The sequence below is a fragment of the Mesorhizobium sp. M7A.F.Ca.US.002.01.1.1 genome (assembly GCF_004022955.1).
GTDB classification, from domain to species: domain Bacteria; phylum Pseudomonadota; class Alphaproteobacteria; order Rhizobiales; family Rhizobiaceae; genus Mesorhizobium; species Mesorhizobium ciceri.
On the sequence record NZ_RZQE01000171.1, the window covers coordinates 1 to 11215 of the forward strand.

13 protein-coding genes are annotated in these 11215 nt (G+C 60.5%); 4 read left to right on the forward strand and 9 right to left on the reverse strand.

Going from position 1 to position 11215, the window contains the following annotated elements; all coding sequences use genetic code 11:
- Both EN932_RS17760 and EN932_RS17765 read left to right on the forward strand, forming a co-directional pair.
- Positions 1-623, forward strand: a 623-nt coding sequence (locus EN932_RS17760; RefSeq protein WP_164890519.1) for an alpha-hydroxy acid oxidase, incomplete at its 5' end; no start/stop codon positions are given.
- Between the two features lie 9 nt (positions 624-632).
- Positions 633-1178: an adenine phosphoribosyltransferase gene (locus tag EN932_RS17765; protein WP_013529989.1), complete on the forward strand. Its 546-nt coding sequence runs from the start codon at positions 633-635 to the stop codon at positions 1176-1178.
- 45 nt (positions 1179-1223) lie between these two features.
- Here the strand turns inward: EN932_RS17765 and EN932_RS17770 are convergent, their stop codons facing one another.
- The 8 genes from EN932_RS17770 to EN932_RS17805 all read right to left on the reverse strand — a co-directional run bounded on the left by EN932_RS17770 (position 1224) and on the right by EN932_RS17805 (position 8059).
- The gene (locus EN932_RS17770; protein ID WP_027162159.1) at positions 1224-1694 is read right to left on the reverse strand and encodes a MaoC family dehydratase; all 471 of its coding nucleotides are present in this window, start codon (positions 1692-1694) and stop codon (positions 1224-1226) included.
- Complete coding sequence (locus EN932_RS17775; RefSeq protein ID WP_013529991.1) at positions 1691-2167, reverse strand: MaoC family dehydratase; 477 nt, start codon at positions 2165-2167, stop codon at positions 1691-1693. Before EN932_RS17775 ends, EN932_RS17770 begins: the two co-directional genes overlap by 4 nt.
- A 123-nt stretch (positions 2168-2290) precedes the next feature.
- Positions 2291-3265 (reverse strand): magnesium/cobalt transporter CorA, encoded by a 975-nt coding sequence (corA, locus tag EN932_RS17780; RefSeq protein WP_013529992.1) that lies wholly within the window; start codon positions 3263-3265, stop codon positions 2291-2293.
- Positions 3266-3454: 189 nt separating this feature from the next.
- Positions 3455-4126 carry an HAD family phosphatase gene (locus EN932_RS17785; protein WP_032808607.1) on the reverse strand — a complete coding sequence of 224 codons (672 nt, stop codon included), beginning with the start codon at positions 4124-4126 and terminating at the stop codon, positions 3455-3457.
- A gap of 66 nt (positions 4127-4192) precedes the next feature.
- The gene (gene ychF / locus EN932_RS17790; RefSeq protein WP_024505635.1) at positions 4193-5296 is read right to left on the reverse strand and encodes a redox-regulated ATPase YchF; all 1104 of its coding nucleotides are present in this window, start codon (positions 5294-5296) and stop codon (positions 4193-4195) included.
- Between the two features lie 89 nt (positions 5297-5385).
- The gene (pth, locus tag EN932_RS17795) at positions 5386-6111 is read right to left on the reverse strand and encodes an aminoacyl-tRNA hydrolase (protein WP_127385019.1); all 726 of its coding nucleotides are present in this window, start codon (positions 6109-6111) and stop codon (positions 5386-5388) included.
- 23 nt (positions 6112-6134) lie between these two features.
- Entirely contained in the window at positions 6135-6776 is a 642-nt protein-coding gene (locus EN932_RS17800) for a 50S ribosomal protein L25/general stress protein Ctc (RefSeq protein ID WP_013529995.1), read from the reverse strand.
- 248 nt (positions 6777-7024) lie between these two features.
- Positions 7025-8059, reverse strand: a complete 1035-nt coding sequence (locus EN932_RS17805; RefSeq protein WP_127368922.1) for a class I SAM-dependent methyltransferase — start codon at positions 8057-8059, stop codon at positions 7025-7027.
- Positions 8060-8354: 295 nt separating this feature from the next.
- On the opposite strand from EN932_RS17805, the gene EN932_RS17810 reads away from it, so the two are divergent.
- Positions 8355-10361 carry an EAL domain-containing protein gene (locus tag EN932_RS17810; RefSeq protein WP_032808605.1) on the forward strand — a complete coding sequence of 669 codons (2007 nt, stop codon included), beginning with the start codon at positions 8355-8357 and terminating at the stop codon, positions 10359-10361.
- 43 nt (positions 10362-10404) lie between these two features.
- Here EN932_RS17810 and EN932_RS17815 read toward each other — a convergent pair whose 3' ends face one another.
- Positions 10405-10833 (reverse strand): MarR family transcriptional regulator, encoded by a 429-nt coding sequence (locus EN932_RS17815; RefSeq protein WP_013529998.1) that lies wholly within the window; start codon positions 10831-10833, stop codon positions 10405-10407.
- 151 nt (positions 10834-10984) lie between these two features.
- On the opposite strand from EN932_RS17815, the gene EN932_RS17820 reads away from it, so the two are divergent.
- On the forward strand, positions 10985-11215 hold a 231-nt coding region (locus EN932_RS17820), incomplete at its 3' end, for an alpha/beta hydrolase (protein ID WP_164890520.1).

Genomic DNA, 11215 nt, shown 5'->3' on the forward strand with positions numbered 1-11215 from the left:
TTGCCATTCCCTTCAGGCTCAATCTCGCCGGAATGGCGCAGTTCGCGCTCAAGCCGGCGTGGGCGATCAACTATTTCACCCATGAGGGCTTCGAGCTACCGCAGCTCGACGAGCATGTCGACATGGGCGGCGGCACGATGTCGATCAGCCGTTACTTCACCGAGATGCTCGATCCGTCGATGACATGGGACGACGTCGCCGAGATGGTCAAGCTCTGGTCGGGTCCGTTCTGCCTCAAGGGCGTCATGTCGGTGGAGGATGCCAAACGCGCTGTCGACATCGGCTGCAGCGGCATCGTGCTGTCGAACCATGGCGGGCGGCAGTTGGATGGCTCACGGGCGGCGTTCGACCAGCTTGCCGAGGTCGTCGATGCCGTTGGCGACAGGATCGACGTCATCATGGATGGCGGCGTGCAGCGCGGCACACACGTGCTGAAAGCGCTGTCGCTCGGCGCCAAGGCCGTCGGCGTCGGACGCTACTATCTGTTTCCGCTCGCGGCGGCCGGTCAGCCCGGCGTGGAACGGGCGCTCGAACAGATGCGGGTCGAGATCGAACGCGGCATGAAGCTGATGGGCTGCAGCTCGATCGAACAATTGTCGCGCAATAACCTTCGTTTCAGGTAATCTCGCCCCATGAAATCCTCGCTCGAAGACACGCTGCTTGCCGCGATCCGCACCATTCCGGACTATCCCAAGCCCGGCATCCTGTTTCGCGACATCACCACGCTGCTTGGCAATGCGCGCGCCTTCCGCCGCGCCATCGACGAACTGGTGCATCCCTATGCCGGCCAGAAGATCGACAAGATCGCCGGCATTGAGGCGCGCGGCTTCATCCTTGGCGGCGCCGTCGCCCATCAGCTCTCGGCCGGTTTCGTGCCGATCCGCAAGAAAGGCAAGCTGCCCTACGAGACGGTGCGCGTCGCCTACAGCCTGGAATACGGGCTGGACGAAATGGAGATGCACAAGGACGGTGTTGCTCCGGGCGAGAAAGTGATCCTGGTCGACGATCTGATCGCCACCGGCGGCACGGCTGAAGCGGCGGTCAAGCTGCTGCGCCAGATAGGTGCCGACATCCTCGCCGCCTGTTTCGTCATCGACCTGCCGGACCTCGGCGGCCGTGCCAAGCTGGAGGCGCTTGGCGTGCCGGTGCGGACGCTGATTGGGTTCGAGGGGCATTGAGTGTTCTTCCCTTCTCCCACATGGGAGAAGGAAGAAGCGCCGCCTCTACTCGGCCTTCACCAGCACGGCGCTTTCGAACTCGAGCACTTTGTCGCCGGTCGAATCGAAAGCTTCCGAACGCAGCGCCAGCAGCCGCCAGCCGGGGCGTGAGGCAATCGGGCGGTGCGACAGCGCGGTGCGCGTGAAGGTGATGGTTTGCCCGGCATAGACCGGCTTGAGCCATTTCAGGTTCTTGAAGCCAGGCGAGGGGCCGAATTCCGGCACCGGACCGGGGCCGCTCCACGCAGCGATCTCGGCGTCCATGCGGTTTTCGAGATTGAGTTTCATCCAGGTGGCGGCGGTGTGCCAGCCGGATGCGCAGAGCCCGCCGAGCACGCTTTTCTTCGCGGCCTCCTCGTCGGTATGGAAGATCTGCGGGTCGTATTTGCGGGCGAAGGCCTTGATCGCCTCGGGCTCGAATGTGTGCGAGCCGAGCGTTACCGTGGTGCCGATACGAAAGAACTCGTCCAGTGTCATGCTTGGCTCCCCGCGGCATCGCGCGTGAGGAACATGGCGGAGTTCTCGAGCTCGAAGACGCTTTCGCCGCGCTGGTTGAACAGTTCGCTGCGCATTGTAACGAAGCCGAGTTGTGGCTTCGATTTGGACAGGCGCTTGGCAACGACCACCAGGGTGCCGGTCAGTTGATCGCCGGCCAGGACCGGCTTCTTCCATTTGACCTGATCGACGCCGGGCGCGCCCTGGCAGGTCGAGTCCAACAGGAAGGCATCGCACAGCATGCGCATGAACATGGCGCAGGTGTGCCAGCCCGACGCCGCCAGCCCACCGAGGATGCTGGCCTTGCCGGCTTCCTCGTCGAGATGCATCGGCTGCGGGTCGAATTCTCCGGCGAATTCGACGATCTCGGCGGCACTCACGAGCTTCGAGCCGAGGTCGATCGATGCACCCTCGATGAAGTCCTCATAGGCCCATGTTTTTATCTCTGCGGTCATGGTCTGGAATCCGGCTTGTCGACCCACGATCCCCAGGATCGGGGTTTCCGGATGCAGGCCGGCGTTCATTTGGTCAAGCGATTTCTACTGCGCCAGCCTGTGGCAGCCGATCGACAGGCCCACTCAGAGCCAGCCGCGGCGGCGGAAATACCAGAAGGGCAGGATCGCCGACAGCACCATCATGGCGATGGCGAAGGGATAGCCAAGTTCCCATTTCAACTCGGGGATGACGTCGAAATTCATGCCGTAGATCGAGGCGACCAAAGTCGGCGGCAGGAAGATGACGGCGGCGACCGAAAATATCTTGATGATGGCGTTCTGCTCGATCGAGATCATGCCGAGCGTCGCGTCGAGCAGGAAAGAGATCTTCTGCGATAGGAAGGTGGCGTGGTCGGCGAGTGACAGCACGTCGCGGGACAGCGTCTTGATGCGCGCCTTGGTGTCCTTGCTCATCTTGGTGCGGGTCGAGGCATGGGCGAAAAAGCCCGCCAGGCGCTGCAGCGAGATCAGGCTGTCGCGGATCGAAGACGCGATGTCCTCCTTGCGGCCGATGGCTTTCAACAATTCCTGGAAGTCGCGATTGCGCTTGGAAACCTTGGTCGATCGCGCCTCGAAGATATCGCGCGAGATCGCCTCGATGTCACGGCCGGCACGCTCCAGAATGTCGGCGAGACGGTCGACGATCGCCTCCAGCAAGCCGATCAGGATGGTGTCGCCGCTGGTGCAGCCGGTCGCCACCTTCTCGGCGCGCTGCGGAAAGGTCTTGAAGGCCTTCGGCTCGTGGTAGCGCACAGTGATCAACCTTGTGCCGGCGAGCACGAAGGTGACCGGCGACATCAAGGGATCGTCGACCTCGGTCTGGGCGGGCAGGGTTGCGGTCATGAAGTAGGCGCCGTCCTCGACATAGAGGCGGCTCGAAATCTCGATCTCCTCCATCTCCTCGCGTGTCGGAATGGCCACGCCGAGCCAGCTCTCGATCGTCGCTTCCTCTTCCTTTGTCGGGTTGAACAGGTCCGCCCAGACGATGGTCTCGCTGTTTGCCAGGAGATCGTCGACGAGGCGCAGGCGATCATTGTCCACGACGAAGGCCTTGATCATCGCCTGATATCCCTTGCTGGGGCCAAAGGGTGTGTTCGGATTGACGCGTCGTGTTGGATTGCACGGTTCCCGGCGCCAGCGCCGACCGTGCGTCTGCCGCTTAGACCTGTGACGTGACAAAATCAAGACAAGCCCGAATCGGGCCGGGGGACGGCCCTCGCGGCTCGGAAGCCGCGTCAGCGGATCGATCTAAAGACTGGCTAGAGTGACCTCCAAGTCCTCGTATGCGCCGACGAGGGCATCCGCGCCATGTCGCAACAGAGCATCGCCATGAGTGCCGGTGCAATGACTGCCAGCGGTAAATCCGATCACGCGCATACCTGCTGCCTTGCCCGCCAGGACGCCATTCACGCTGTCCTCGACCACGATGCACTCCTTTGCATGAACACCGATCGTGTCCGCCGCATGCAAGAACAGGTCTGGTTCCGGCTTTCCATTGACGACCATGTCCGATGAAAAAATATTAGGATCGAAAAGGTCGACAAGGCCCGTGTGTTCGAGTTTCCAACGCAATCGGGCCAGCGGCGTGCTTGACGCCACACATCTCCATGCGGCGAGCCGGCCAATCACATTCCGTGCATCGGGTAAGGCCGCCAGATTCTTACGCAAGCGTTCGTTGGTGTGGTCGGCAAGCTGTTCAAAAAAGAGCGGAGAGAGCGGCTTGGCTCGCTCTTGGCCGATCGCTTCGAGCTTCGCCTGCCACATAGCGGGAGACAATCCCATGAAGGCTTGCGTATAGGCGCTTGGTTCGAACGTGATGCCGGCCGCCGCCAGATATTCAAGCTCGGTTGCCTGGTATATCTCCTCGCTGTTCACGAGGACGCCGTCACAATCAAATATTATCAGCTTTATAGGCGACACTTTGGGCCTGATATCTGGTGGTCGGCTCAGCCGGCCCGCGGACAGTCTCGAAGGACTTCCATCAAATCACGTGTTGAACTTGAACAGCAGGATGTCGCCGTCCTGGACGACATATTCCTTGCCTTCGTCGCGGGCCTTGCCGGCTTCCTTGGCCGCCACTTCGCCGCCCAGTGTGACGAAGTCATTGTAGGCGATGGTCTGGGCGCGGATGAAGCCGCGCTCGAAATCGGTGTGGATGACGCCGGCGGCCTGGGGGGCCTTGTCGCCCTTATGGATGGTCCAGGCGCGCGTCTCCTTCGGCCCGACGGTGAAGTAGGTGATGAGGTGCAACAGATCGTAGCCGGCGCGGATGACCTTGTTGAGGCCGGGCTCGTCGAGGCCGAGCGAGGACAGGAATTCCATCTCTTCCTCATCGGAGAGCTGTGCGACCTCGGCTTCGATGGCGGCCGAGATCACCACGGTGCCGGCGCCCTGGGCGGTCGCCATCTTTTCCACGGCCCTGGTGTGCTCGTTGCCGGTGGCTGCGTCGGCCTCGGCGACGTTGCAGACATAGAGCACGGGATGCGAGGTCAGAAGGTTCAGGCCCTGCAGGATGCGCAAATCTTCGGCCGAAATATCCTTGAGCAGGATGCGGGTCGGCTTGCCGGCCTGCAGCAGTTCTAGCGCTGCCTCCATCATCGGCAGCACTGACGTCGCTTCCTTGTCCTTGCTGCCGGCGCGCTTGCGGAATTGCACGATGCGGCGCTCGAGGCTGTCGAGGTCGGCGAGCATCAGCTCGGTTTCGACCGTCTCGGCATCGGCCACCGGGTCGATGCGGCCCTCGACATGGGTAATGTCGTCATCCTCGAAGCAGCGCAGCACATGCACGATGGCGTCGACCTCGCGGATGTTGGCGAGGAACTGGTTGCCCAGCCCTTCGCCCTTCGAGGCGCCGCGCACCAGACCGGCAATGTCGACGAAGGAGATGCGGGTCGGGATGATCTCCTTTGACTTGCCAATCGCCGCGATCTTCTGCAGGCGCGGATCGGGCACCGCGACCTCGCCGGTATTCGGTTCGATGGTGCAGAACGGATAGTTGGCGGCCTGCGCCGCAGCCGTTCTGGTCAACGCGTTGAAAAGCGTCGACTTGCCGACGTTGGGCAAGCCAACGATGCCGCATTTGAAACCCATTTTGTCCGGTCCTATCGGGAAATAGAAATTTGATCAGGGCTATGGGCGATAGGGGTGATCAACGTCAAGCCCTTCGGTTCCCTTGATGCTCAGTCCTTGCCGCCGAACAGCTTCTTCAGCATGGCGGCCATCGGACCGCTTTCCGGCGGCTTGGCCAGGGGCTGTTGGGGCCGTGCTTGGCGGACGTGACTTTGCTGCTTCTGCGCCGGCTGCTTAGGTGCCGATTTTTCGGGCTCCGGCCCGGCCTTGCCCTGGACGGCGAGACTGGCTTTGTTCATGAAGCCGGATTCGTCGCCTTTGGCGATCATGGCGGCGTTGTCGGCGATCGCGTCGAGCAGCGGGTCAAGCCATTCGCGGTCCGCCTTGTCGAAATCGCCGAGCACATGGTGCTGGACCATTTCCTTGACGCCTGGATGGCCGACGCCGATGCGTACGCGGCGATAGGCGTTGCCGACATGGCCATCGATCGAACGGATGCCGTTATGGCCGCCGGCGCCGCCGCCGGTCTTTATGCGCAGCTTGCCTTCGGCAAGATCGATCTCGTCATAGAAGACGGTGAGCGCGGAAAGCTCGAGCTTGTAGAAGCGCAGCGCTTCGCCGACCGACTGGCCGGACAGGTTGATGAAGGTCTGCGGCTTGATCAGGACGACTTTTTCGCCGCCGAGCGAGCCCTCGGCGATCAGGCCCTGAAATTTCTTCGACCAGGGCGAAAAGGAATGGCGGCGGGCGATTGCGTCCGCCGCCATGAAACCGACATTGTGCCGATTGCCGGCGTATTTCGCGCCCGGATTGCCGAGACCTGCAAACAGCAGCATCGCCTGCTCCGGGCGTGAAAGAGTTACTTCTCTTCGGCGGCAGGAGCCGCTTCAGGTGCAGCCGCTTCAGCCGTCTCTTCCGTCTCCGGCTTCATCGCCGACGAACCGGCAATGGTCGCGATGGTGAAGTCGCGGTCGGAGATCACAGGCTTGACCCCAGCCGGCAGCTTGACCGCCGAGATGTGGATCGAATCGCCAATGTTGGCGCCGGTGAGATCGACGGTGATGAATTCCGGGATCGCATTGGCCGGGCAGTGGAACTCGACTTCGTGACGCACGATGTTGAGCACGCCGCCGCGCTTGATGCCGGGCGACTTGTCCTCGTTGATGAAGTGGACAGGCACGTCGACATTGACTTCGGTGTCCTTGCCGATGCGCAGGAAGTCGACATGGACAGGGAAATCCTTGACCGGGTCGAGCTGGAAGTCCTTCGGCAGGACCTGGATCTTCTTGCCATCGACATCGATCGTGGCGATCGTGGTCAGGAACCCGCCGCCATGGATCTTGTAGTAGATGTCCTTGTAGGTGAGCGCGATAGCCAGGGGAGGCTGCTTGTCACCATAAATTACTGCAGGCACTTTACCGTTGCGGCGAACTGCACGGGCGGACCCCTTACCGACCTGTTCGCGTGCTTCGGCCTTGAGCTCGTAAGTGTCGTGGCTCATGGCATTTCCTTTCGGTTTGTTCTGGAGCGCTCACGGTGGGCAGAGTGCCTGGACCGTAAACGTCGAAAGCCGACATACCCATGCATGATCTGGTCCGAAAACCGGAATCCACTTTTCGGGATCATGCGGGAAGGCGGCCTTCCGCCGCGTTGCCTCCAAGGGTGTCTACGCGGGTGGCGGCTCTATAGCGGAAGGCGGCCGGAGGTGCAAGCCAAAGGCACGACCGGCCTGGTGCAGCCCAGACGGCCCTATCCGCGCTTTTCGATGACGGCATAGAGCACGTTGCGGTTCTCGCCGAAGAATACCTGCGCCTCGACGGTGTTGCGGTCGACGCTGGCATTGACGATGTTCCACATATCGACCTCCGATCGCAGCAGCAACACCCAGTCCATGAACGTCTCCCGATACCCCGCGTCGGGGGTGCCCTCGGCGTAGTTGGCGAACAGGAATGTTCCGTTCGGCTTCAACATCTGCAGGCAGGTCTTCGTGAGTTTCACCGCGACGTTGTGGGCGAGGTAGTCGTAAAGGCCGGAGGCGTAGATGAAGTCGAATTTGCCGAGCTTGTGGCCCCGCGTGAGCACGGTTCGCACCGAGCCGTCGATGGCTTCGACGGCGGTGCCCTGGAAGTCGCGCGAGATCAGCCCAACGCTCTGGGGATCCTGGTCGAGCGCAACCCAGCGCTTGAGACGGCCCTCCGTCAGGGCGACCGAACGATTGGCTTCCCGCAAATGGCCGGCCGCGATCGCCAGAACCTCGGTTTCCGGTCCGTTCTTGGCCGCGATCTCGTCGACATATCGGGTCAGGAGGTCGCGTCGTTCCCGGGCCGCGACGCATGACGGTACGTTCTGGGTATGGCTATAGAGTGCTTTGCCGACCTCCGAGGCGTTCGCCACGCTCTCTGCCACGTGCGGATCACAATAGATGTAGTCGAGCAACTGCGCGTCGCCGGAATAGCCCCTGGGTTTGGTGAAGGACCAGTGCGTCAGTGGATCCTCGAGAAAATACTTCAGGATCGGATGGTTCTGCGCGACCGGTATCAACGCATGCCAGACGTCGGGATGAACCTTGGAATGCAGGCCATTGAGGAAGGACAGCAAGCGGCCGACGATCTCGGCCGGGTTCTTGTCCTGTTCGACCTGCTCCTGTGTCGCGTGGAGAATGAGGGCAAGCTCCGCGCGCGCGGTTTCGAACGCTTCGCCATGATGCTCGATCTTTCCCCGAGGCAGCGTGCCGGCGAGCATCTCGGCAGTAATCAAGCTTTTGCCATCAAGAACGGTCTGCACGCCATCACTCCATAGTTAACAGTCGGTTAACTTATTGCGTAGAATGCTCCCTTTGCCAATGTCGGGCCGACGGCATTTTAGGTTTATGATTAATTTCCCGCCAACCATGTTCGTTGGTTAATCAGCTTCCGAGCCGGATTCCGGGTTCGAGTTAACGGAAACTTGTCTTGCGCGATTGCATTTGTTTGCCCGGCGTTCGCAATCGCCGTCGCGTCCCAAGGAGCCGGCCCGCGTGGGGGCAGAAGCTGGAAATGAGTTCGGAAAACAAAATCCCTTTCAAAAGGGGTCGATTGTGATGAACGAACACGTGTCATCCGCATTGGCCGATACGGTTGATGCTGAGCCGTACGAGCCGCGCTACGAACTGGGGGCCGACGAACTTCGCGCCCTCTACCGCACCGAAGCCCGGGCGACGCGAAGAGGGGAAGCCAGGCCAGGGCTTTGGATCGCAGTTGCGATCTATCTCTTGTTTTCGGCAACGGATCTGCTGCTGATCCCGGATGTGGCCGCCTATACGATCACGGCGCGCTTCGCGGTCGGCTTGAGCGCGCTTTTGATCCTGGAAGCGCAGCTTCGCCACGGCGTCGGGACGGAATGGCTCGACGTGACCTGCGCCGGGGCCATCATCTTTGGCTATGTTGGTTGGCTGTGTCCGGCGATTATGGGCGCGGACAAGGAAAGCGTCTCTTACTATATGGTCTTTGGGACCATATTCATGATGAGCGCCAATCTTTTCTTTACATTCAATTTCAAGCTTTCTATCGTAACCTCGACAATAATCTTATGTATACTTTATATCGTAAATTACTTTGTTCCATCAACCCTCATATACAAAATGGTATTTGGGGCTTTCTATGTTTCTTGTTTCACGTTCACCTCATATGTGAACTGGAAACTGAACGAGGAACGCTACAACGTCTTCCTGAACGCCCTGGAAGCCAAGATCCAGCACAATGAGGCGACCGAACGCGGCAAGGCCCTGCTGAGGTTGTCGCGGACCGATCCGCTCACGGGTCTGGAGAACCGGCGCGCGATCGACGAGAAGCTGCGAGACTACTGGAACGATTGGCAAAAGGTCGGCACCAGCTTTGGGGCGATCCTCATCGACGTGGACTTCTTCAAGAAGTTCAATGACTGCTACGGCCATCAGGAAGGCGACCGCTGCCTGATCCATGTCGCCAATGCCCTTAGCGATATGATCAAACAGTATAATGGCTCCATCGGCCGCTATGGCGGCGAAGAGTTCATCGTCCTGGCTCGCATGGAGAAAAAGGAGCAGATCCTGGACATTGCGGAAGCCATTTGCAGCACGGTGGAGAACCTGGCTCTGACGCACGAACTGCGGCGCGACGGCGTCTCGATCGTAACGGTAAGCGTTGGCGCCGCATTCACCCGGACGCAGACCGGGGCCAAGCTGGAGAAAATCATTCACGAGGCCGATCGCGCTCTCTATCTGGCAAAAGCCGGCGGCCGAAATTGTGCCCGGCTGTTCGATCCAACCGACCCGCAAAGCAGTGACGAGAGCGAGAACATTGCGGCTTTGCTGAAGATCGCGATCGGCCAGAATCTCGTTTCACTCGTTTACCAGCCTATCCAGGATGTCAAATCGGACCGGGTTGAAGCGGTGGAGGCTCTGATGCGCCTCAAGATGCTCGACGGCACATCGGTTCCGCCGAGCCTGTTCATTCCGGTCGCCGAACGGACCGGTGCGATCCTGGAACTCGGGCGCTGGGCGATAAGGACAGTGTGCGCCGAACTGCTGGCGGACGACCACGTCCGTGTCGTCAGTGTCAACGTCTCCCCGATCCAGCTCAAGACACCGGGCTTCGCGACGTCGGTCGCGACCATTCTGGGCGAGACGGGTGTCGCAGGCAGCAGGCTGGCCTTCGAGATCACCGAAGGGCTGGAGATGGAGATGCACTCCGACATCCTGCGCTGCATCAGCGACCTGAAGCTGCTCGGGATCAAGATCTGGCTTGATGATTTCGGGACCGGCTTTGCGGGCCTTTCGTGGCTTCGCCTGATCGATTTCGATACGGTGAAGATCGATCGCTCGTTTCTGCATGACTGCAGCTCTCCGAGCGGCAAGGCGATGCTGCAGGACATTATCACCCTGGTTCGAAATCGCGGCCACAAAATCCTGGTCGAAGGGGTGGAGACAGACGAGCAGATGGCCCTTATGCGCGAATTCGGCATAGACAAGATCCAGGGCTTCCATGTCGGCCGTCCCGCTCCCGCCGTCAGTTTCCAGGCAAAGCGAGCCATGCGCAAACGGCCATTTGCCGTGCTTAAGTCCGCATGATGGTGGCCTCTTCCGACGTTTGGCTAGCCGTCGTCAAGCCGTGCTAGCGGTCGCCGGTCAACGCGGCGCGTAACGCCTGGATCTGCCGGTTCAGCGCATCGAGCTCAGTCAGCGTCATGCCCGAGCGTTCGACCAAGGCTTCGTTCAGGCAGTTGCATTGGACAAGCAGTGCGCGCCCGGCTGATGTCAGATCGACCTGCACCTGGCGTTCGTCGGTCTGGCTGCGCTGGCGGGTCACCAGCCCGGCCTGCTCCATTCGCTTCACCAGCGGCGTGACGGTGCTCGATTCCAAAGCGAGCCGATGGGCGATGGTGCCGACCGACATGCCGTCGGCCTCTCCAAGCGCGTTCAACACCAGGTACTGCGGATAGGTGATGCCCATCTCGTCCAGCATCGGCTTGTAGGTGCGGTTGATCGCCATGCTGGTGGCATAGAGCGTGAAACAGAGCTGATTGTCCAACGGGAGAGGCACGGCGCATTCCTTTTGCCAATGTGGGCATCATTTCGATACCACGAAAAATGATATCGCGATACATATTTGTGTGGACAAGGGTTTTAGGCCGCGTTAGCTATGTCGTTATCGCGATATTGTTTATCGCGAAAATAACCAGAAGGAGATTGAGATGACCTCGCAAACCAAGCCCGGCTCCGGCAGCGGTACGATCACCACCAGGGACGGAACGCAGATTTACTACAAGGACTGGGGGACCGGGCATCCTGTCGTCTTTCATCACGGCTGGCCGTTGAGCAGCGACGATTGGGACGCCCAGATGCTGTTCTTCGTGTCACAGGGCTACCGTGTCATTGCCCATGATCGCCGAGGCCATGGCCGCTCGACCCAGACGGATATCGGC